A 21,575-nucleotide genomic window follows, 5' to 3' on the forward strand; every position below is an offset into this window, starting at 1 on the left:
TCAGGAACACGAGCGGCCGCGAAAGCGCTCATTGGCCAGTCGGTACCGTAGCGCGCGGATGAGAAAGATTCGGCCACAGCCGAATCACGGAGCGACGACAGAATTGCGATCCCGTCAGTTCAGGAACCAGCCGCCTGGTTGGAGCGAAGCCCTGCGACCACACGCGGAAATGGCGGTGGCGCTTGGTCTCGTGGCTCGTGTTCGATGTGCGCCCATTGGTGCGGCGCGAAGTACCACGCCCACCTGCCCTTGGTGTACCCGATCTTGAGAACGGCGCCCTCGGTATCGAAATGGAGATCGTCGCCGTACGTATTCTCACTGCCGTCGGCCCACACGACTTTGAACGTCATAGGCGCGCACGGTACCGGGCGGCGGTGAACAACAGACTCCGCGAAATCGCGGACAACTCCGGCGCCGCCGTCTGCCTCGCCGCCGCCGAAGTGATGCGTGGCGCGGCTCAGCAGTGAGCCGCCCAGCACCGCTGATTGGGGCAGTACGACGCGTGCGCGATCCGCACCATGTTGCCGACGTCGCCGTATGTGACGTTCCGCGGGTCCAGGGTGGCGTGAATGTTCTGCGTGATCTGGTCGTAGGTCCAACCCCAGCCCAGGTCGTCGCAGATGAGGCGTCCCATCGCGGTCAGGGCGTCCTCGTGATCCGGCGGCCACGAAAAGCCGACCGCGCGCAGTTGAGCGAGGTACGCGTCGTCGGCCGGATCGGCGGTCGCAATCGCAGCGCTACTGAACAGAGCAGCGGCAGCCATAACGGGGATGCCCAGCTTGGCCAACCAGCGAGGTGAGGTCATTCGGTGCGCTTCCTTTCTCCTTGGCGAGACGATGCCGTCAGTGCGAAAACCCGAAGCGGCACGACTAAGAAGGATAGAGACAGCTAAGGAAATTGCAGCTTATGCAAAGCTGAATTATCGGCTTTGCCCCCTACTATCCCCTGATTCCGAGCGGGCGCCACGCCGTCGGGTGCGAATGCCCCCCGCGGACGGGCAAACGCCGACTGCCGCCGCCCAGGACGCCTCGACTCCACGGCGCTTGAGGTCCAATGGCCCTAGGGTCGCGCCGCGCGGGAACACACTATTAAGAACGTGAACGACTCAATCCAGGACGCCGCGACTCGCGGGGCGCATCCGGCCATCGCCGCCCAGGTGTTGGACGAAGCCTCTGCGTGGGATTTGCTCGGCACCGTGGATTGCGGACGGGTCATCTTCCGTCTCATGTCGTGCCCGGAGAGCACCGCGGTCCTGCATCTGGTCGACGACCAGCGGGTCATCATCCGCGCCCGCCTGACCCCTACCGACGCTGTCGACGCACGGTCGACAAACGGCGCCCTGGTGGCCTACGAAGCGGAGAGGGCCGATGCCGACACCCATACGAGTTGGAGCGTGCTCGTTTTCGGCCGGGCGCACGCCCTCACCGATCCGGGCCGGGTGGACCGCTACAAGCGACGGCTCCGCCCGTGGGTGGACTACGCGGACACCATTCTCGCCATCGAGCCCGATATCGTCACGGCGATCCGCGTCGCCTGTGCCGGCGAGCAGTGTGGGTGTCTCGATGCGACCGCGAGAGACATTGTCTCTGGCCAGTTTCGGTGCCTGCTGGGTCTAGACAACCATGATTGAACGATCCTACGACGGCGGCCTGGGGTTGGCCCAGCCCGCCCAGGGCGCCCAGCCGCTGGCGCGCGACGAGGCCATGCGGCTGCTGGCGAGCGTGAGCTACGGGCGTGTCGTATTCGACTTCCGATCGCTCCCGGCGATCAGGCCGGTCAATCACCTGGTCGACGACAGCCGGGTGATCCTCCGCACCCGGCTGACCACGGCGGTCTCCAACGCCACGCGCTTGAACGCCGGCATCGTCGTCGCCTACGAAGCCGACAGCATCGACCCGGAAACCCGCAGCGGCTGGAGCGTCGTGGTCACCGGGCACGCGCGCACGCTCACCGACACCGACGAAGTCACGCGGTATGAGCAGCTTCTCCGGCCGTGGATCAATCACGCCGACACCGTCGTCGCCATCGAACCGCAATTCGTCACCGGCCTGCGGATCGTCCCCGCGCAGACATAACCACCCCGCCCAAGGCATGCTTGACGTATGCATGTCAACAACGGAGTCCGCGACCCCGCGGCGAGCTTTCCCTTGGACATCACCCTCGACGACGCCGGCGAGCGTCGGCAGGCCAACCGGGCGGTCGCGGTCAGCGCCGTAGGGCTGGCGGTGACCGGTCTCGTCGAACTGGCCATCGCGCTGTTATCGGGCTCGGTGGCGCTGCTCGGCGACGCGCTGCACAACCTGTCGGACGTCTCGACCAGCGCGCTGGTGTTCGTCGGGTTCCGGGCCTCACGCAAGGTGCCCGACGAGCGTTACCCCTACGGCTTCGAGCGGGCCGAGGACCTCGCGGGATTGGGCGTGGCGCTGGTGATTTGGGCCAGCGCCATCGTGGCCGGATACGAGAGCGTCACGAAGCTGCTCCGTCACGGCGGCACCAGTCACGTGGGCTGGGGCATCGCCGCGGCCGGGGTGGGCATCGCGGGCAACCAACTGGTCGCCCGCTACAAACTGGTGGTGGGACAGCGGATCCGGTCGGCGACCATGGTTGCCGACGCCAGGCACTCGTGGCTGGACGCGCTGTCCTCCGCCGGCGCCATGCTGGGACTCATCGGCGTGGCCCTCGGCTGGGGCTGGGCCGACGCGATCGCCGGGATCGTCGTCACCGGGTTCATCTGCCACGTCGGCTGGGAGGTGACCGCCGACATCGCGCACCACCTGCTCGACGGCGTCGACCCCGAAATCATCACGACCGCCGAAAGCGTCGCCGCCACGGTTCCCGGTGTCACACACGCGCACGCCCGGGCGCGGTGGACCGGGCGGACGCTGCGCGTCGAGGTCGAAGGCTTTCTCGACCCCGACACGCCCCTGGGGACCGCCGACCAGATCGGTCGCCGGGTGGCCAGCGCGCTGGCACCGCGGATTCCCGAGATGCACAACTTCACGTGGACGGCGCGCGCCGCCTGATACTCAGGCGGGCAGCCCTGACCCCCGGGCGCGTCAGCCCCGGCGGAACCGCTCGCGCAGCTGTGGGTCGTTCTCCCACCACAACGCCGACGGGGCGGCACGGTCGTCCGGGACGTCCTCGGCCATGTCCAACTCGGCGTCGACCCGCGTCGCGTGCGCCTTCTCGTCGCGCGACAACGCGCGCATCAGCAGCAGCACGAAGGGCCACCCGACCAGGTCCCCGAGGATCCAGAGGACGCCGGCGCCGATCGTCTGGTCGAGCCGCTGATCGGGCCCCCAGGATCGGTGCAGACCCGCGTAGTACGCGGCGCCGATCAACGAGCCCTGCCAGAGGACCAGCCCGAGCACGCCGTCGCCGAGGGCCTCGGCGACGGTGATCAACAGCGAGATCAGCTGGGGATACCTGCGCGGCACCGGGTCCGCCTGCAGCCGTGCATAGAAGTAGCCGAAACCGATGACCACCAACAGGATTCGAGTCGACGAGCCGACCAGCTCGCTCTCGAGCGCGGCGGTGTACCAGGGCGTCAGATAGAGCAGCCAGGGGGTGGCGAGCATGCCCACCGACGTCGTCGCCGGATGCACGAGCACCCGGGCGAGCCGGGTGGCCAGCACCCGATCGACGCGCTGCCGGCCGGCCGGGCCGAGGGCGGCGCGCACGACGGTGACAGGCCGGCCCTGCGCGACCAGGAACGGTGCCACGTACAGCAGCAACAGGACCTGCAACGCGCGCACCCAGAACAGGACGTCGGCGTAGACCCCGATTGCGCTCATGGTGGCCAGTGCCCACACCACCATGCCCGCGCCGAAGCACGCCATGTTGCCGGCGCCGACCGGCCCCTCGGCGCTGCGTCCGCGGCGCAAGCACCAGACGTACGCGCCGGCGAGCGACACGACTGCCACCGCGCAGACCGGGTCCGGCCGCCAGGTCTGGACCAGCGAACCCCATGTCAGCGGCCCGGGATCGACGCGCATGCCCATCAGCGTATTGCGCGACCGCGCGGTCGGGCAGCGCGGTCGCGGCTAGGCGGCCGGGGCGCGCGAAGGCTTAAGGACCCGCGCCGAAAGCCGACGGGACCGCAGCGCACCCGGCAGCGCGCCGACCGGCCGGGGCTCCGGGGCTTCCCAGATGTCGCCGTCGAGAACACCGGGCAGACCGGCCTGGCTGGCGACGAAGACGGGCACCTCGCCCCGTGCCGACTGGCGGTGGTAGTCGCGCAGCGCCGCGAACGCCCACCGGCCCAGCAGACAGATCGCGACCAGGTTGACGATCGCCATCAACGCCATCGCCAGGTCGGCCAGCGCCCACACCAGCGTGAGCTTGGACAGCGCACCCACCGCGATTGCCAGCAGGGTGATCACCTTCAGGCCGTTGATCGCCAGGCGCCGCCCGCCCAGGAAGAACAGGTTGGCCTCGGCGCACACGTAGTTGCTCAGCACCGAGGCGAACGCGAACACGAAAACCACCGTGGTCATCGGCACGGTGGTCCACGAGCCGAGCCCGACCGCGATCGCCGACTGTGTCAGGCTGGCCCCGGCGACCGCGCCCAGGTGGGCCGGGTCGTAGACGGAAGGACCCGACATCAGCACGATGAACGCGGTCGCCGTGCAGATCACCATCGTGTCGACGAAGACGGCGAGCGCCTGGATCAGGCCTTGCTCGACGGGATGGGCCACCGTCGCCGAACCCGCGATGTTGGGCGAACTGCCCATCCCCGCCTCGCAGGCGAACAGGCCGCGCTTGACCCCGGTGAGCATGGCCACCGCGATGCCGCCGGCGAAACCGCCTGCCATCTGCCGGATTCCGAACGCGCCGCCGATGATCTCCTCGATGACGCCCGGCAGCTCGGTGATGTGGACGGCGACGATCGCCAGCGCCAGCACCGTGTACAGCAGCGCCACCACCGGCAGCACCGCGCCGGCGACCCGCGCCACCCGACGCACCCCGCCGAACAGCACCGGAGCCGCAAGCACGGCCAGCACGGCTGTCGTCCAACGGATGTCGATGCCGTGCGACGACTTCAGCACACCGCTGACCGCGTTGGTCTCGACCATGTTGAACGCCGTCGCGAAGGTGAACACCAGCAGCACCGAGAAGAAGACGCCGCCGGTCCGCGACCGCAGCCCGTTCTGGATGTAGAACGCCGGACCGCCCCGGAAGGCACCGTCGGCGGAACGGACCTTGAAGATCTGCGCCAGCGTGGCCTCGATGAGCGCGGTCGCCATACCGACGGCGGCCACGACCCACATCCAGAAGATGGCGCCGGGCCCGCCGACGGTGAGCGCGATGGCGACGCCGGCGATATTCCCGGTGCCGACCCGCGACGCGAGGCCCACGCAGAAGGCCTGGAAGGAGGAGATCCCACCGTCGGGGTGGTGGGATCTGCGGAGTTGGCGGAACATGCGCCCGAAGTACCGGATCTGGATGAAGCGGGTCCGCACGGTGAAATAGATGCCGGCGCCGATGAGCAGGTAAATGAGGATGTGCGCGCCGAGAACGTTGCTGAGCGGGTCGACCAACTTCGCCTGAAGGAGGTCCAAGTCCGCTTCCTTTCAGGCACCAGTCACAAGCCCCGGCAGAGGCGATTCCGTACCGAATCGTAAGGACGCCATGTTGACGGCGTGTTTCGTCGGCGCGGCCCGGGTAGCGGGCGGGTTAACACTGCATCACAACGGGCGGTGCGGCCGGGCCGCGCGCGGCCGCTACGAGGTGCCGTCGGCCTTTGCCGTGGTGGTCGTGAGCGCCTGGGGGCAGTAGACGTTGGCGGCGATCGCCGTGAACCTCGCGGCGTTGTCGCCGTGCAACCCCGAGTTCTGGGCTTGCACGGTCTTGACGACGTCGGCCATTTGCGTTCCCTGGCCGACGGCCTGGCACACCCATCTGCCCGCGGCGATGACGCGGCCCGGGTCGGGGTAGGTGATGCCGGCGGCCTGCAGCGAGGCGAGGAAGGCGTCGTCGTTGCTGTCGGCCCGCGCGGGCGCGGCCAGGCCGGTCACGACGGCCAGACCCGCCAGCACAAGCAGAAACCTCATGGCCCGAGATGGTCCCAGAAGGGGGCCTCCTCCGCATCCGATTCCGCGGATCCCGTGTCGGCGGGCGCCGGCAAGAACCCCTCCCCCTCGCCATAGCGCTGTGCGATCATGCGAACTATGCGCCGCTGGCTGATCGTCCTGTGCACCTTCCTCGTCGCGGGCGCCGGTGTCGCCGCCGCGGCTCCGCGTGCGTGGGCCGGCGACGCGCCCATCGGCCACGTCGGCGACACGCTGCGGGTGGACACCGGCACCTATATCGCCGACGTCACGGTCAGCGGCGTGGGGCCGTGCGACCCGCCACCCGGGTTCGGCTACCTGCGCAGCAACAGCTACAAGGGCTTCCCGGACAGTTCCGTCGAGCGCGCCGACGTGACGATCCGCGCCGTCCGGGTGCCCAACCCCTTCATCATGGCCACCAACTTCAGCTTCGACGGGGTGACCCCGTTCGCCGACGCGTACACGCCGCGGCCCTCCGACGCGCCCGACGCGCTGGACGCGGCACTGACCAACGCGCCCACCGGGGCGATCGTGCGCGGCGGAGTTTACTGGGACGCCTACCGCGACCCGGTGTCCACCGTCGTCCTGCTGGACAAGAAAACGGGCTACCACCTCGCGCAGTGGAACCTTTGATCCGCGGGGGATCTCCGACGCTGGCCGTCGCGCGCGCCACGGCGGACTCGGTCGACGTCGAACAGCTCGCCACCGTCGCCGCGCGCACCTTCGCGCTGGCTTGCCCGCCGACGGTGCCGCCCGGCAGCGTCGCGTCTTTCGTCGACACCAACCTGTCCGCCGCCCGCTTCGCGCAGTACCTGACCGACCCGGAACGCGCGGTGCTGACCGCGCAGCGCGCGAAGCGAATCATCGGATACGCCATGCTGATTCGCGGCGTCGGCGAGGACCCTGACGTGCGGCGGGCTGTGGACATCGGCCCGGCCGCGGAGCTGTCGAAGATGTACGTGCTGCCCGAGCACCACGGCGCCGGGGTCGCCGCGGCTCTGATGGAACATGCGCTGGATACCGCCGCGGGATGGGGGGCGCGCTGCGTGTGGCTGGGCGTCAACCAGGAAAACGAACGGGCACAACGCTTTTACGCCAAGAGCGGCTTCGCGGTCGCGGGCACCAGGACCTTCCAGGTGGGCGCTCGCCGCGAGAACGACTTCGTCATGGTTCGCCACCTTCGTTGACCGTCAGTGCCAGCAGCCGAGAGATGGCCCGCAGGTACTTCTTTCGGTAACCGCCGGCCAGCATCTCGTCGCTGAAGACCGTGTCCAGCCTTGCCCCCGACGCCGCCACCGGGATGCCGGCGTTGTAGAGGCGATCCGTCAGCGACACCAGCCGCAACGCGACGTTCTGGTCGTCGACAGGGTGCACTCCCGTCAGGAACACGGCGGTCACGCCCTCGATCAGCGTCGGGTATCGCGACGGGTGCATGGTGGCCAGGTGCGCGCACAGCGCGTCGAAGTCGTCCAGCGTCGCCCCGGCGAACCCCTCCGCGCGCGCGATCACATCCTCGTCCGAAAGCGGCGGCGGCGCCGGGGGCAGGCCGCGATGCCGGTAGTCGGGGCCCTCGATCCGGACGGTGGTGAAGATGCTTGCCAGCGTGTGGATTTCGCGCAGGAAGTCCTGCGCGGCGAAGCGGCCCTCGCCGAGCTGCTCGGGCAGCGTGTTGGAGGTGGCGGCCACCGACACGCCCCGCTCGACCAACGACGACAGCAGCCGCGAGACCAGCGTGGTGTTGCCGGGGTCGTCGAGCTCGAACTCGTCGATGCACACCGCGGTGTAGTCCGCGAGCAAAGCGACACACTCGGCGAAGCCGAAAGCCCCGGCGAGCGCGGTGAGCTCTCCGAAAGTGGCGAACGCCTTGGGATTCGGGCCTTCCGGCAACTCGTAGTAGGCCGAGGCCAACAGGTGAGTCTTGCCCACCCCGAAGCCGCCGTCCAGATACAAACCCACGCCCGGCAGCACCGTTCGCCGACCGAACAGCCGGCGGCGGCCGGACCGGCGCGCGACGGCCTGGCGGCAGAACGCCCGGCAGGCGGCGACGGCGGCGGCCTGCGTCGGTTCCGACGGATCGGGTTGATAGGTCGAAAAACTCACGTCGGCGAAGGTCGGCGGTGGCCTCAACTGCCCGATCAGCCGATCCGGCGAGGCGGCGGGATGCCGATCCACCAGGCGGGCCACGCCGCGGGAAGTGGACCCGTGCATGCACGCACTGTAGCGGCGTGCTGCAATCAGACTCATGCCCGAGCCTGACGCCGGCGGCGCCCCGCAATCAGCGACCGAGACGCCGCTGGCGCTGCTCGGATCGGTGCACGACGTCGACGACGGCGAGCTGTCCGCGCTTTACGCCTACCCGGGCCGGGACACCACGTGGCTGCGCGCCAACTTCATCACCAGCGTCGACGGCGGGGCCACCGCCGGCGGCACCAGCGGCGCCATGGGCGGCCCCGGCGACCGGTTCGTCTTCAACATGCTGCGCGAACTCGCCGACGTCATCGTCGTCGGCTCGGGCACCGTGCGCGCCGAGGGCTACTCGGGCGCGCACGTGAGCGCCGCCCAGCGGCAGCGGCGGCAGGCCCGCGGGCAGGCCGAGGTGCCGCAGTTGGCGATCGTCACGGGCTCGGGGCACCTCGACCGCGCCATGGGGGTGTTCACCCAGACCGAGGTGCCGCCGCTGGTCCTGACCTGCAAGGCGGCCGTCGAGGACGCACGCCGGCTGCTGACGGGCCTGGGCGAGGTGCTCGACTGCTCCGGTAGCGATCCGGGCAAGGTCGACGAGGCGGCGCTGGTGGCGACGCTCGGCGCCCACGGGATGCGCCACATGCTGACCGAAGGCGGCCCGACGCTGCTGGGCTCGTTCATACGGCGCGACCTGCTCGACGAGCTGTGCCTGACGATCGCGCCGTGCGTCGTCGGCGGCGAGGCCCGCCGGATCGCGGGCGGCGCGGGCGAGCTGATGACCCGGATGCGTTGCGCGCACGTCCTCACCGACGACGCCGGCTACCTCTACACCCGATACGTCAAGGCCTGACCCGACACATCCCGACACATCCATGCCCCGAAAAGGCCCGGCTACTGTGGTCGGCATGGGACGGCACATTACGTTCGCCACGCTTGTCGTCGCGGTGACCGCGATGGTGGCCGGCTGCGTCCCTGGAGTGGGCGCCGACCCGCGCTTCGCCACCAACTCCGGCGCCCGGCCGCAGGGCGTGGCGCCCAGCAAGGCGCCGCCGAGCGGTCCCCCGCCGATCGCCGCGCCCAAGAACGACCTGTCCTGGCGTGACTGCACGTCGCGGGTGTTCACCGACGCTGCCGTACCCGCCGTCCCCGGAGTCCAACTCGAGTGCGCGACCTACGACTCCGACCTGGACCCGGTCAACGGCGGGTCGGGCAGCCTGAGCATCGGTGTGGTCCGGGCCCGCTCGAACAAGACCCCGCACGATGCCGGCCCGCTGGTCTTCACCACCGGCTCGGACCTGCCGTCGTCGACGCAGTTGCCGGTCTGGCTGTCGCAGGCGGGCGCCGACGTGCTGCAGTCGCACCCCATCGTCGCGGTCGACCGTCGCGGCATCGGCATGTCGAGCCCCATCGACTGCCGCGACAACCTCGACCGCCAGGCGATGCGCGAGCAGGCCCAGTTCCAGACCGGCGACGATCCCGTCGCCAACCTGTCCGACATCGCCAACAACGCCACCACCAACTGCACCGACACCATCGCGCCGGGCGCCACCTCCTACGACGACGGGCACGCCGCCTCCGACATCGAGCGGCTGCGCAGCCTGTGGGACGTGCCGGCGGTCGCGCTCGTCGGGATCGGCAACGGCGCCCAGGTGGCGCTGGCATACGCCGCGACGCGGCCCGACAAGGTCGCCCGCCTCATCCTCGACTCGCCGGTGGCGCTGGGCGTCAACGCCGAAGCGGCCGCCGAGCAGCAGGTCAAGGGGCAGCAGGCCGCGCTCGACGCGTTCGCCGCGCAGTGCGTCGCGGTGAACTGCGCGCTGGGTCCCGACCCGAAAGGCGCTGTCAGCGGGCTGCTGGCCGACGCCCGCGCCGGTAAAGGACCCGCCGGCGCCTCGGTGGCCCAGGTGACCAACGCCATCACCGTCGCCCTCGGTTTCCCGTCCGGCGGCCGCGTCGGGGCCACCACCAATCTGGCCAACGCGCTGGCGGCGGCCCGCTCCGGCGACGCCGGCCAGCTGACCGGCCTGATCAACCATGCCGACGCCGTCCAGGACTCCGACGGCCAGTTCGTCAGCACCTGCAGCGACGCGGTCAACCGCCCGACCCCCGACCGGGTGCGCGAACTGGTGGTGGCGTGGGGCAAGCTGTATCCCCAGTTCGGCACCGTCGCCGCGCTGAACCTGGTCAAATGCGTGCACTGGCCCACGATTTCGCCACCGGCGCCCCCGAAGGACCTGAAGGTGGACGTGTTGTTGCTGGGCGTGCAGAACGACCCGATCGTCGGCTCGGAGGGCGTCGCGCAGACGGCGGCCACCATCATCAACGCCAACGCCGCGAGCAAGCGGGTGATGTGGCAGGGCATCGGTCACGGCGCCAGCATCTATTCGGCCTGCGCGGTTCCGCCGCTGGTCGGCTACCTCAACAGCGGCAAGTTGCCCGGCACCGACACGTACTGTCCCGCCTGACAGTTGGTTTTTTCCGCTCCGCCGCCCTCGGTGTACGGTGCGCTGGTGACGGCAGCCGACTCGACCCGTACCCGCCTGCGTGACCGCATGATGGCCGCATTCGGTCCCCGCACCGGCGCACCGGACACGGCGACCGTGGTGCGCCTGGCGCTGTGGCCGGCGGCCATCCTCTCGGTCCTGCACCGCAGCGTCATCCTGACCATCAACGGCAACATCACCGACGACTTCAAGCCCGTCTACCGCGCGGTGCTCAACTTCCGGCACGGCTGGGACATCTACAACGAGCACTTCGACTACGTCGACCCGCACTACCTGTATCCGCCCGGCGGCACGCTGCTGATGGCGCCGTTCGGGTATTTGCCCTTCACGCCGTCGCGGTTCCTGTTCGTCCTGATCAACACCGTGGCCATACTGATCGCCTGGTATCTGCTGCTGCGGATGTTCGACTACACGCTGTCCTCGGTGGCCGCGCCCGCCCTGCTGCTGGCCATGTTCTGCACCGAGACGGTGACCAGCACGCTGGTGTTCACCAACATCAACGGCTGCGTCCTGCTCGCCGAAATGCTGTTCTTGCGTTGGCTTCTCGACGGCCGGGCCGGCCGCCAATGGTGGGCCGGCGCCGCGATCGGGCTGACGCTCGCGCTCAAGCCGCTGCTGGGCCCGCTGCTGTTGCTGCCCCTGCTGAACCGTCAGTGGCGGGCGCTGGTGCCCGCGTTCGCGGTGCCGCTGGTGATCAACCTGGCGGCCTGGCCGCTGGTCAGCGACCCGAAGGACTTCGTCACCAAGACGGTGCCCTACATCCTGGGCACGCGTGACTACTTCAACAGCTCGATCGAGGGCAACGGCGTGTACTTCGGTCTGCCCACCTGGCTGATCGTGTTCATGCGGATCCTGTTCACCGTGCTCGCGATCGCCGCCCTGTGGCTGCTGTACCGCTACTACCGCACCCGCGACCCGCGGTTCTGGATCACCAACTCGACCGGCGTGCTGCTGCTGTGGTCGTGGCTGGTGCTGTCGCTGGCCCAGGGCTACTACTCGATGATGCTGTTCCCGTTCCTGATGACGGTGGTGCTGCCGAACTCGCTGATCCGCAACTGGCCGGCGTGGCTGGGGATCTACGGATTCATGACGCTGGACGACTGGCTGATCTACCGGTGGATGAGGTACGGCCGCGCGCTGCAATACCTGAAGATCACCTACGGCTGGTCGCTGCTGCTGATCGTGGTGTCGTGCGTGCTGTACTTCCGCTACCTCGACGCCAAGGCCGAGGACCGGCTGGACGAGGGGATCGATCCGGGGTGGCTGACGGGCGCAGCGGGTCCCCGCCATTCCGACTAGCGGGGATCGCAAGCGCGGCGCAGCCGGGCGCAGCGGGTCCCCGCCGTTCCGGCTAGCGGGGATCGCAAGCGCGGCGCAGCCGGGCGCAGCGGGTCCCCGCCATTCCGGCTAGCGGGGATCGCAAGCGCGGCGCAGCCGGCGCAGCGGGTCCCCGCCGTTCCGGCTAGCGGGGATCGCAAGCGCGGCGCAGCCGGGCGCAGCGGGTCCCCGCCGTTCCGGCTAGCGTGGAGGCATGACTAGCCCGAAGGTGCAACTGACCGACGACGAGTGGCGGCAGAAGCTCACGCCGGAAGAGTTCCAGGTGCTGCGTCGTGCCGGCACCGAGCGGCCCTACACCGGCGAGTACACCGACACCAAGACCGAAGGCGTCTACGAGTGCCGGGCGTGCGGCGCCGAATTGTTCCGCAGCACGGAGAAATTCGAGTCGCACTGCGGCTGGCCCTCGTTCTTCGACCCGGCGGACTCCAGCGCGGTGATCCTGCGCCCCGACGATTCGATGGGCATGCGGCGCATCGAGGTGCTGTGCGCCAACTGCCACAGCCACCTGGGCCACGTCTTCGAGGGCGAGGGATACCCCACGCCGACCGACCAGCGCTACTGCATCAATTCCATCTCGCTGCGCCTGGTGCCGGCGGGTTCGTAACGCCTTCGCCGCACAGGTCACGCCGCTCACGGGAACCAACGGGTGCACCTTTGTGCCCGCCTCTGAGCGACAACGCCTTTGGTGGTGTGCCGACGCGCGGGCGTGACCGAGCGATGGCCGGGGCGCGACCGCCTGTCAGTCCACCCGCGTGGCGTGCACTTCCCAGAACGGCGCGTGCACCCGGCCGCCCTCCAGCCACGGCTCCATCGCCCGGAACCGCTCGAGCAGGGCCTGCGACTGCTCGGCCATGTCGGGGTTGCGCGCGGCCATCATCTCGATGGTCTGGGTGCTCATGTTGACCAGGTAGGTCGTCGGCCCCAGGTAGGTGATCTCCCAGCCGCCGTCGGGCAGGACGTTGCGGAAGTCGTCCTCGGACAGCGACCGCATCATCTTGAAGCCGTTGACGTCGTGCTCGCCGAACTCGAACATGTAGAGCCGCGCCCCGGGTCGGGTGGCCCGGTGCAGCGCCCGCGCATACGACTTCTGCATCTCGGGATCGGTGCTGAACGTGTGATAGAAGGCGCAGTCGACGACGGTGTCGAACCGGCCTTCGAGGCCCTCCAGCTTGGTGGCGTCGGCCAGCTCGAAGTTGACTGACACCCCGGCGTTGCGCGCGTTCTCACGGGCGCGCTCGATGGCGCCGGCCGACCCGTCGACGCCGGTGGCCGAATAGCCCTTGGAGGCGTAATAGATCGCGTGATGCCCCGGGCCGGTGCCCGGGTCGAGCACCTCGCCCTTGACCGCGCCCAGCGCGACCAGCCGCTGGACGACCGGTTGCGGCCCACCGATGTCCCACGGCGTGGCTGCGGGCAGGCCGTGCGACGTCCGGTCGTCGCGGTACATCTCCTCGAAGCGGGCGGGATCGGTGACGTCGGGATGGCTCATGCGTTCCTCTTTCCTGTCATGGCAGCGAATTCACCAGCTGCTCGACGCCCACCCGCGGACCGGTGAAGAACGGCGTCTCCTCACGGGTGTGCCGCCGGGCGTCGGTGGCGCGCAGCTCCCGCATCAGGTCGACGATCCGGTGCAATTCGGGGGCCTCGAACGCGAGCAGCCACTCGTAGTCGCCGAGCGCGAACGCCGGCACCGTGTTGGCCCGGACGTCCTTGTACTCGCGCGCGGCCATGCCATGCTCGGCGAGCATCCGGCGGCGCTCCTCGTCGGGCAGCAGGTACCACTCGTAGGACCGCACGAACGGGTAGACGCAGATGTAGGCGCCCGGCTCCTCGCCGGCCAGGAACGCCGGGATGTGGCTCTTGTTGAACTCGGCGGGCCGGTGCAACGCCACGCTGCTCCACACCGGTGAGCACGCGCGGCCCAGCGCGGTGGTGCGCCGGAAATCCGCGTAAGTCGCCTGCAGCGCTTCGACTTTCTCGGCGTGGGTCCAGATCATGAAGTCGGCATCGGCGCGCAGGCCCGCGACGTCGTAGAGGCCGCGCACCACCACTGCGCGTTCCTCCTGTTGCTTGAAGAAGCGGGTCGCCTCGTCGACGACGGCATCGCGCTCCGCGCCCAGGGCACCGGGTTGCACGGAGAACACCGAGAACATCAGGTAGCGGATCGTCGCGTTGAGGGCGTCGAAGTCCATTTTGGCCATGAAACCTATCGTGCCACCTTCATTCCGAGGGCCTCGACCGCGCGCCCCGCCGCCCCCACGCAGGCCGGCACGCCGATGCCGTCGAGGTAGCTGCCGGCCACCCCCAGCGTCGGCGGCAGGCCGGCCCGCACCTCGGCGACCAGGCCGGCGTGCCCCGGCCCGTACTGCGGCATCGCCTCGATCCAGCGCTGCACGCGCGCGTCGACCACCTCGACGTCCAGCCCGAACACCGTCGCCAGGTCGGCGCGCGCCCAGGCCAGCAGCTCGTCGTCGGAGGCGGTCCGGGCCAGGTCGTCACCGAAACGCCCGAACGACAGCCGCAGCAGCTGCGTGTCCCCGCCGGCGCCCCATTTGCGCGAGGACAGCGTGATCGCCTTGGCCCGCAGCCGCTCACCGGTGGCCACCAGCACGCCGGAACAATCCGGGAACGGCGTAGCCCCCGGCACGGCGAGCGCCACCACCACCGACGAGGCGCTGCTGACCCGGCTCGCGGCGGCGGCGCTGCGCGGCGCGACGTCGGCGACCAACGGGGCGAACCGCGGGGCCGGCACAGCGAGCACCACCGCGTCGGCGAGCCACCGGGCGCCGGTGTCGTCGGTGAGCTCCCACGCCGCGTCGGTGCGGTCGAGCCGACGAACCGCGGCACGCACCCAGCGCAGCCGGCTGCGCTCGACGAGCTCGTCGACCAGGGTCCGATAACCGCCGTCGAGCGCGCCGAACACCGGGCCTCCCCCGGCCGGCGGCAGCGCCTGGCGCACCGCGTCGGTCAGGCTGCCCGCGCCGCGGTCCAGGGCCGCGGCCACCGTCGGGGCGGCCGCGCGCACACCGATCGTCGCCGCCGAGCCCGCATACACCCCGCTAAGCAGCGGGTCCACCGACCGCGCGACGACCTGCTCGCCGAACCGGTCGCCCACCAGCTCGGCCACCGCCGGATCGCTGCCGGCTCGCCAGTCGAGCGGGCGCCCGGGCTCGGCGTCGATGCGCGCGAGCGTCGCATCGTCGACCAACCCGGCCATTTGGGCCGCCGCCGACGGAATCCCGACCACCGTGCCGGTGGGCAGCGGGTGCAACTCGTCCCCGCTGTAGATAAGCGGTCGCGCGCCGGCCGAAACCCGTTGCCGATCAGACAGATTCAGCTCAGTCAGCAGCGCCGGCACCTCGGGCCGGCGCAGGATGAACGCCTCGGCGCCAAGGTCCATCGGCTGGTCGCCGACGACCTCGGTGCGCAGAACCCCGCCGAGCCGCCCGGCGGGCTCGAAAACGGTGATGTCGGCGTCGCCGGATGCCGAGCGGAGCCGGTACGCGGCCGTCAGTCCCGAAATACCGCCGCCGACAACGCAAAAGGACCTGCTCATAGCGAGTGGACCAGCGACACCACATCGGTCAGCACACCCGGGTCGGTTTCCGGCAGGACGCCGTGCCCGAGATTGAAGACGTGGCCGGCCGCCCCCGCGTCGACGGCGCGGCGCCCGTCGTCGACCACGGCGCGCGCGGCGCGCTCGATCGCCGGCCAGCCCGCGAACAAGACCACCGGATCGAGGTTGCCCTGCAACGCCGTGCCGGGCGCCACCCGGGCGGCGGCGTCGGCGAGGCCGGTGCGCCAGTCCACGCCGACCACCGCGGCCGCCGCCGGCTTGAGCACGGCCGACATCGCGCCCAGCAGCTCGGCGGTGCCGACCCCGAAATGGGTCATCGGGACGCCGTACCGGGCCAGCGCGCCGAACACCCGGGCGCTGTGCGGCTGCACGTAGGTGTGGTAGTCGGCCAGCGACAGCGCGCCCGCCCACGAGTCGAACACCTGGATGGCGTCCACTCCGGCCTCGAGCTGGACCCGCAGGAAGCCGACGGTGATTTCGGTGAGCTTCTCCATCAGCGCGTGCCAGGTGGCCGGTTCGGCGAGCATCATCGCCTTGGTACGGGCATGGTGGCGGCTGGGTCCGCCCTCGATCAGATAGGAAGCCAGCGTGAACGGCGCGCCCGCGAACCCGATCAGCGGGACGTCGCCGAGCGCGGACACCAGCAGCTTCACGGCGTCGGCGACGGGCTGAACCCGTTGGGAATCAAGGGTTTTCATCGCCTCGACGTCGGACGCGGTGCGGACCGGTGCGGCGATGACCGGACCCACGTTGGGGACTATGTCCAGGTCGACGCCGGCGCCCAGCAGCGGCACCACGATGTCGGAGAACAGGATCGCGGCGTCGACGTCGTGGCGACGCACCGGCTGCATGGTGATCTCACAGACCAAATCGGCGTCGAAGCACGCCGCCAGCATGTTGTGCTGGGCCCGCAGCGCCCGGTACTCCGGCAGCGAACGACCGGCCTGCCGCATGAACCACACCGGAACCCGCCGGGGTTTGCGGCCGGCAACGGCGGCCAGGTACGGGGAGTCGGGGAGGTCACGGCGAGCGCGCGCAGGCTTATCCATTGGGATCCATGCTGCCACGACCGTGTCCCTGCGTAATATCGACGACCGTGCCGGTGCGCCAACCCCCCGTGAGCTACGACGAGTTCCCGAGCCTGCGCTGCGAACGCGGCGACAACGGCGTGCTGACCCTGGTGCTCGACTCCCCGGGGTTGAACTCGGTCGGACCGCAGATGCACCGCGACCTCGCCGACATCTGGCCGGTGCTCGACCGCGACCCCGACGTCCGCGCCGTGCTGGTCCGCGGTGAGGGCAAGGCGTTCTCCTCCGGCGGTAGCTTCGACCTGATCGCGGAGACCATCGGCGACTACGAGGACCGGGTCCGCATCATGCGCGAGGCCCGCGACATGGTGTTCAACATGATCAACTGCGACACCCCGATCGTGTCGGCGATCCGCGGGCCGGCCGTGGGAGCGGGCCTGGTGGTGGCCCTGCTCGCCGACATCTCGGTGGCCGGCCGCACCGCGCGGCTCATCGACGGCCACACCAAGCTGGGTGTGGCCGCCGGCGACCACGCCGCCATCTGCTGGCCGCTGCTGGTCGGGATGGCCAAAGCCAAGTACTACCTGCTGACCTGCGAGACGCTGCTCGGCGAAGAGGCCGAGCGCATCGGCCTGGTCTCGACATGCGTCGACGACGACGACGTGCTGGCCACCGCCACCCGCATCGCCGAGAACCTGGCCCGGGGCGCGCAGAACGCGATCCGCTGGACCAAGCACAGCCTCAACCACTGGTATCGGATGTTCGGACCCACCTTCGAGACGTCGGTCGGGCTGGAATTCCTCAGCTTCGGCGGCCCGGACGTCCAGGAAGGCCTGGCCGCGCACCGCGAGAAGCGTCCCGCCCGGTTCGACCGCGGATCCGCCACCTGAGCTGGGCGGATAGTATCGTTGAGCGCTTATAACGGCTTGGTCGCGACGCCCGCGCGGCCCGGCGCGCCTGTTTCGGGGTGTCGGCCGATGGGTCTACCGTCTGACGCTGTGACCCGCACCTGCGACGATGCGGTGCGAAGCAAGGACGAGGAGCGTCGCTTGACCTCAGCAGAGCCGGCCCCATTCCGCGAGGCGGTCGCGGCGATGAACGCCGTGACCGTGCGGCCGGAGATCGAGCTGGGCCCGATCCGCCCCCCGCAGCGGCTGGCGCCCCACAGTTACGCGCTGGGCGCCGAGGTCAAGCACCCCGACCTCGAGATCGTCCCCGAGCGCTCCGAGGGCGACGCGTTCGGTCGCCTGATCCTGCTCTACGACCCGGAGGGCGCCGACGCCTGGGACGGCACCCTGCGCCTGGTCGCCTACATCCAGGCCGACCTCGACTCCAGCGAGGCCGTCGACCCGCTGCTGCCAGAGGTGGCGTGGAGCTGGCTGGTCGACGCGCTGCAGTCGCACGCCGCCAACACCACCGCCCTGGGCGGCACCGTCACCGCCACCACGTCGGTGCGCTACGGCGACATCTCCGGACCGCCGCGCGCCCACCAGCTCGAGCTGCGCGCGTCCTGGACCGCGACCACCCCCGACGTCGGCGCCCACGTCCAGGCGTTCTGCGAGGTGCTGGAACACGCCGCGGGCCTGCCGCCCTCCGGCGTCACCGACCTGAGTTCGCGGTCACGCGCCTGAAATGGGCGAACCGTCGGCCCCCGGGCCCGGCAGCCCCGCGCCCGACGACACCGAACCGGAGCCCACTCCGCTCCTGCGTCCGGCCGAAGGCATCCCCGACCTCTCGGTGAGCGTCCACGAGATCGAGGCGGCCGCGCAGATGCTGAGCCGCGGGCGCGGACCGTTCGCCGTGGACGCCGAGCGGGCCTCGGGCTTTCGCTACTCCAACCGCGCGTACCTGATCCAGATCCGCCGGGCCGGCGCCGGCACCGTGCTCATCGACCCGGTCAGCCACGGCGCCGACCCGCTGGTGGCGCTGCGGCCCGTCGCCGAGGTGCTCGGCGAGGACGAATGGATCCTGCACGCCGCCGACCAGGACCTGCCGTGCCTGGCCGAGGTCGGCATGCGGCCGCCCGCGCTCTATGACACCGAGCTCGCCGGGCGGCTGGCCGGGTTCGACCGGGTCAACCTGGCGACCATGGTCGAGCGGCTGCTGGGTTTCGGACTCGCCAAGGGCCACGGCGCGGCCGACTGGTCCAAGCGGCCGCTGCCCGCGGAGTGGCTCAACTACGCGGCCCTGGACGTCGAGGAGCTCATCGAGCTGCGCGCCGCGGTCGCCGACGTGCTGGCCGGGCAGGGCAAAACAGATTGGGCCGCACAGGAATTCGACTATCTGCGCACTGCCGGAGCCCGGGAGGTGACGGCCGCCGCGCGGCGCGACCGCTGGCGGCGGACCTCGGGCATCCACCGGGTCCGCGACCGGCGGGCGCTGGCCGCCGTCCGCGAGCTGTGGCTGGCCCGCGACCGCGTCGCCCAGCGCCGCGACGTCGCCCCGCGCCGCGTGCTGCCCGACTCGGCGATCATCGACGCGGCCACCACCGATCCGCAGACGGTCGAGGACCTCGTCGCGCTGCCGGTCTTCGGCGGGCGCAACCAGCGGCGCAGCGCCGCGATGTGGTTCGAGGCGCTCGAGACGGCCCGCCGCAACCACGACCTGCCCGAGGACTCCGAGCCCCCCAACGGGCCGCCGCCGCCGGCGCGGTGGGGCAGGCGAAAGCCCGAGGCGGCCGCCCGGCTCGAGGCGGCGCGGGCGGCGCTGGCCGAGGTGTCGGCGCGGGTCGGGGTCCCCACGGAGAACATGGTGTCTCCCGACCTGGTACGACGGCTGTGCTGGGACTGGGAGCCCGCGCCGGATCCCGTCGAGGCGGTCGAGAACTTCCTGTTGGCCGGGCAGGCGCGGCCCTGGCAGCGGCAACTCGTGGTGCCCGCACTGGCGCGGGCGTTGCAGCCGCCGGCCGACACCGACGTCGACACCGGGACCGACGCCGGCTAATCCAGGTGCTCGCGGATCTCCGCTTCGGAGTCGGCGCTGCCCAGCGCGGCCACCCAACCGGTGACGCGGCGGGCGATGTCCTGGTCGGTGAGCCCCAGGTCGGCCAGCAGCTCACCGCGCGAGGCGTGGGCGTAGAACTCCTGCGGCAGCCCGACGTCGCGGCACGGCACGTCGACGTCCGCGCGCCGCAGGGCCGCCGACACGGCCGACCCCACCCCGCCGCTGACCCCGTTGTCCTCGACCGTGACGACCAGCTTGTGCTGGGCCGCCAGCTCCACGACGCCGGCGGACACCGGCAGCACCCAGCGCGGGTCGATCACCGTCACGCCGATGCCCTGGTTGTGCAGCCGCTTGGCCACCGCCAGCGCCATCGACGCGAACGCGCCCACCCCGATGAGCAGCACGTCGTGGCTGGACCCGCTGGCCGGCAGCGCCAGCACGTCCACGCCCGAGACGCCAGACCCGCGGCGTTCCAGCGCCGGAATGTCTTCTCCCACATCACCTTTGGGGAAACGCAGCGCCGTCGGACCGTCGTCGACGTCGAGCGCCTCGCCCAGTTCCTCGCGCAGCCGGGCGGCGTCGCGGGGCGCGGCCACCCGCATGCCCGGCACCACGCCCAGGATCGACAGGTCCCACATGCCGTTGTGGCTGGCGCCGTCCGAGCCGGTGATTCCGGCCCGGTCGAGCACCATCGTGACGGGCAGCTTGTGCAGCGCCACGTCCATCATGATCTGGTCGAAGGCCCGGTTGAGGAACGTCGAATAGATCGCCACCACCGGGTGCATGCCGCCCATCGCGAGGCCCGCCGCCGACGTCATCGCGTGCTGCTCGGCGATCCCGACGTCGAACAGGCGGTCCGGGAAACGCTCCCCGAACGGCGTCAGCCCGGTGGGGCCCGGCATCGCCGCGGTGATCGCCACCACGTCGCGGCGCTTGCGCGCGTAGCCGATCAGCGCATCGGAGAAGGTCGCCGTCCACCCCGGTCCGGCGATCTTGGTGGCCTGGCCGGTGACCGGGTCGATCACGCCGCACGAATGCATCTGCTCGGCCTCGTCGTCCTCCGCCGGCGCATACCCCATGCCCTTGCGGGTGACGACGTGCACGATCACCGGGCGGCCGAAGCCGCGGGCGTGACGCAACGCGCCCTCGACGGCGCGCTCGTCGTGGCCGTCGACCGGCCCGACGTACTTCAGCCCCAGGTCGGTGAACAGCAACTGCGGCGCCAGCGAGTCCTTGATGCCCGCCTTGACGCTGTGCATGAAGCGGTAGGCGATCTTGCCGAACAGCGGCATCGCGCGCAGCGCCTCGCGGCCCCGCTCCAGGGCCTGCTCGTAGACCGGCTGCAGCCGCAGCGAGGCCAGGTGGTCGGCGACGCCACCGATGGTGGGCGCGTAGCTGCGGCCGTTGTCGTTGACCACGATGATCACCGGGCGGCGCGACGCGGCGATGTTGTTCAGCGCCTCCCAGCACATGCCGCCGGTGAGCGCCCCGTCGCCCACCACCGCGACCACGTGCCGGTTGCGGTGACCGGTCAACTCGAAGGCCTTGGCCAGCCCGTCGGCATAGGACAAGGCGGCGCTGGCGTGGCTGGACTCCACCCAGTCGTGCTCGCTCTCGGCCCGCGACGGATACCCCGACAGGCCGCCCTTCTTGCGCAGGCTCTCGAAGTCCTGGCTGCGCCCGGTCAGCATCTTGTGGACGTAGGCCTGGTGACCGGTGTCGAAGATGATCGGGTCGTGCGGCGAGTCGAAGACGCGGTGCAGCGCCAGCGTCAGCTCGACCACGCCGAGGTTGGGCCCCAGGTGTCCCCCCGTGGCAGCAACCTTGTGGATCAGAAACTCGCGAATCTCGGCGGCCAGTTCGCGAAGCTGCTGCTGTGAAAGGTGCTGCAGATCAGCGGGCCCGCGGATCTGTTCCAGCATCCCGACAGTCTACGCAGGCCCCGCCGGAC

Annotated in this window: 22 protein-coding genes and 1 pseudogene; 13 read left to right on the forward strand and 10 right to left on the reverse strand. The window is 70.5% G+C overall.

The annotated features are described in order from the left end of the window. Positions 1-290: 290 nt before the first annotated feature. The gene (locus tag G6N48_RS10440; protein ID WP_163670814.1) at positions 291-467 is read left to right on the forward strand and encodes a hypothetical protein; all 177 of its coding nucleotides are present in this window, start codon (positions 291-293) and stop codon (positions 465-467) included. Here the strand turns inward: G6N48_RS10440 and G6N48_RS10445 are convergent. Continuing rightward, positions 458-805 (reverse strand): DUF732 domain-containing protein, encoded by a 348-nt coding sequence (locus G6N48_RS10445; RefSeq protein ID WP_139825930.1) that lies wholly within the window; start codon positions 803-805, stop codon positions 458-460. The two genes, G6N48_RS10440 and G6N48_RS10445, sit on opposite strands and share 10 nt — an antisense overlap. Positions 806-1,096: 291 nt before the next feature. Here G6N48_RS10445 and G6N48_RS10450 point away from each other — a divergent pair, with 291 nt between their 5' ends. The 3 genes from G6N48_RS10450 to G6N48_RS10460 are packed head-to-tail and all read left to right on the forward strand — an operon-like array spanning position 1,097 to position 3,023. Beyond that, positions 1,097-1,630, forward strand: coding sequence for a pyridoxamine 5'-phosphate oxidase family protein (locus G6N48_RS10450; RefSeq protein ID WP_139825931.1), 534 nt, complete (start codon positions 1,097-1,099; stop codon positions 1,628-1,630). Beyond that, entirely contained in the window at positions 1,623-2,075 is a 453-nt protein-coding gene (locus tag G6N48_RS10455) for a pyridoxamine 5'-phosphate oxidase family protein (RefSeq protein ID WP_085270926.1), read from the forward strand. Before G6N48_RS10450 ends, G6N48_RS10455 begins: the two co-directional genes overlap by 8 nt. 27 nt (positions 2,076-2,102) lie before the next feature. Further along, a complete protein-coding gene (locus G6N48_RS10460; protein WP_085270927.1) occupies positions 2,103-3,023 on the forward strand; it encodes a cation diffusion facilitator family transporter in 921 nt (306 codons plus the stop codon). A 33-nt stretch (positions 3,024-3,056) separates the two neighbouring features. On the opposite strand, the gene G6N48_RS10465 is transcribed toward G6N48_RS10460, so the two are convergent. The 3 genes from G6N48_RS10465 to G6N48_RS10475 all read right to left on the reverse strand — a co-directional run bounded on the left by G6N48_RS10465 (position 3,057) and on the right by G6N48_RS10475 (position 6,053). Further along, on the reverse strand, positions 3,057-3,995 hold the full coding sequence (locus G6N48_RS10465) for a cytochrome c oxidase assembly protein (RefSeq protein WP_085270998.1): 939 nt from the start codon (positions 3,993-3,995) through the stop codon (positions 3,057-3,059). 48 nt (positions 3,996-4,043) lie between these two features. After that, complete coding sequence (locus tag G6N48_RS10470) at positions 4,044-5,561, reverse strand: alanine/glycine:cation symporter family protein (RefSeq protein ID WP_085270928.1); 1,518 nt, start codon at positions 5,559-5,561, stop codon at positions 4,044-4,046. Positions 5,562-5,723: 162 nt separating this feature from the next. Then, positions 5,724-6,053 (reverse strand): DUF732 domain-containing protein, encoded by a 330-nt coding sequence (locus G6N48_RS10475; protein WP_085270929.1) that lies wholly within the window; start codon positions 6,051-6,053, stop codon positions 5,724-5,726. 117 nt (positions 6,054-6,170) lie between these two features. Between G6N48_RS10475 and G6N48_RS28200 the strand changes: the two genes are divergently transcribed. Next, positions 6,171-6,683, forward strand: coding sequence for a hypothetical protein (locus tag G6N48_RS28200; protein WP_232066593.1), 513 nt, complete (start codon positions 6,171-6,173; stop codon positions 6,681-6,683). Continuing rightward, positions 6,680-7,237: a GNAT family N-acetyltransferase gene (locus G6N48_RS28205; protein ID WP_232066781.1), complete on the forward strand. Its 558-nt coding sequence runs from the start codon at positions 6,680-6,682 to the stop codon at positions 7,235-7,237. The genes G6N48_RS28200 and G6N48_RS28205 overlap by 4 nt, the downstream gene beginning before the upstream one ends. On the opposite strand, the gene zapE is transcribed toward G6N48_RS28205, so the two are convergent. After that, positions 7,215-8,294: a cell division protein ZapE gene (gene zapE, locus G6N48_RS10485; protein ID WP_139825932.1), complete on the reverse strand. Its 1,080-nt coding sequence runs from the start codon at positions 8,292-8,294 to the stop codon at positions 7,215-7,217. The two genes, G6N48_RS28205 and zapE, sit on opposite strands and share 23 nt — an antisense overlap. Between zapE and G6N48_RS10490 the strand changes: the two genes are divergently transcribed. The 4 genes from G6N48_RS10490 (at position 8,293) to msrB (ending at position 12,680) form a co-directional block, all read left to right on the forward strand. Then, entirely contained in the window at positions 8,293-9,084 is a 792-nt protein-coding gene (locus G6N48_RS10490) for a pyrimidine reductase family protein (RefSeq protein ID WP_085270932.1), read from the forward strand. The genes zapE and G6N48_RS10490 overlap by 2 nt on opposite strands. Positions 9,085-9,106: 22 nt before the next feature. Beyond that, entirely contained in the window at positions 9,107-10,699 is a 1,593-nt protein-coding gene (locus G6N48_RS10495) for an alpha/beta hydrolase (protein ID WP_139825933.1), read from the forward strand. A 30-nt stretch (positions 10,700-10,729) separates the two neighbouring features. Then, positions 10,730-12,037, forward strand: coding sequence for an arabinofuranan 3-O-arabinosyltransferase (aftC, locus tag G6N48_RS10500; RefSeq protein WP_085270934.1), 1,308 nt, complete (start codon positions 10,730-10,732; stop codon positions 12,035-12,037). A 232-nt stretch (positions 12,038-12,269) separates the two neighbouring features. Beyond that, positions 12,270-12,680 (forward strand): peptide-methionine (R)-S-oxide reductase MsrB, encoded by a 411-nt coding sequence (gene msrB / locus G6N48_RS10510; protein WP_085270935.1) that lies wholly within the window; start codon positions 12,270-12,272, stop codon positions 12,678-12,680. A 135-nt stretch (positions 12,681-12,815) separates the two neighbouring features. Here msrB and G6N48_RS10515 read toward each other — a convergent pair whose 3' ends face one another. From G6N48_RS10515 to hemE, 4 genes are read right to left on the reverse strand one after another with little or no spacing between them, the layout of a single operon-like run. Further along, positions 12,816-13,565 (reverse strand): class I SAM-dependent methyltransferase, encoded by a 750-nt coding sequence (locus G6N48_RS10515; RefSeq protein ID WP_085270936.1) that lies wholly within the window; start codon positions 13,563-13,565, stop codon positions 12,816-12,818. 16 nt (positions 13,566-13,581) lie between these two features. Next, on the reverse strand, positions 13,582-14,277 hold the full coding sequence (gene hemQ, locus G6N48_RS10520; RefSeq protein ID WP_085270937.1) for a hydrogen peroxide-dependent heme synthase: 696 nt from the start codon (positions 14,275-14,277) through the stop codon (positions 13,582-13,584). A 5-nt stretch (positions 14,278-14,282) separates the two neighbouring features. Continuing rightward, the gene (locus G6N48_RS10525) at positions 14,283-15,632 is read right to left on the reverse strand and encodes a protoporphyrinogen oxidase (protein WP_085270938.1); all 1,350 of its coding nucleotides are present in this window, start codon (positions 15,630-15,632) and stop codon (positions 14,283-14,285) included. Next, positions 15,629-16,702: a uroporphyrinogen decarboxylase gene (hemE, locus tag G6N48_RS10530; protein WP_085270939.1), complete on the reverse strand. Its 1,074-nt coding sequence runs from the start codon at positions 16,700-16,702 to the stop codon at positions 15,629-15,631. Before hemE ends, G6N48_RS10525 begins: the two co-directional genes overlap by 4 nt. 8 nt (positions 16,703-16,710) lie before the next feature. Between hemE and G6N48_RS10535 the strand changes: the two are divergent. From G6N48_RS10535 to G6N48_RS10545, 3 genes and pseudogenes are all read left to right on the forward strand, one after another. Next, positions 16,711-17,584 (forward strand): annotated as a pseudogene (locus G6N48_RS10535) (enoyl-CoA hydratase/isomerase family protein). Positions 17,585-17,679: 95 nt separating this feature from the next. Continuing rightward, complete coding sequence (locus tag G6N48_RS10540; protein ID WP_085270941.1) at positions 17,680-18,312, forward strand: DUF3000 domain-containing protein; 633 nt, start codon at positions 17,680-17,682, stop codon at positions 18,310-18,312. 1 nt (position 18,313) lies between these two features. Next, positions 18,314-19,624, forward strand: coding sequence for a ribonuclease D (locus tag G6N48_RS10545; RefSeq protein WP_085270942.1), 1,311 nt, complete (start codon positions 18,314-18,316; stop codon positions 19,622-19,624). On the opposite strand, the gene dxs is transcribed toward G6N48_RS10545, so the two are convergent. After that, positions 19,621-21,546: a 1-deoxy-D-xylulose-5-phosphate synthase gene (gene dxs / locus G6N48_RS10550; protein WP_085270943.1), complete on the reverse strand. Its 1,926-nt coding sequence runs from the start codon at positions 21,544-21,546 to the stop codon at positions 19,621-19,623. The genes G6N48_RS10545 and dxs overlap by 4 nt on opposite strands. Positions 21,547-21,575 lie beyond the last annotated feature (29 nt).

This window comes from Mycobacterium parmense (assembly GCF_010730575.1).
Classification (GTDB): Bacteria; Actinomycetota; Actinomycetes; order Mycobacteriales; family Mycobacteriaceae; genus Mycobacterium; species Mycobacterium parmense.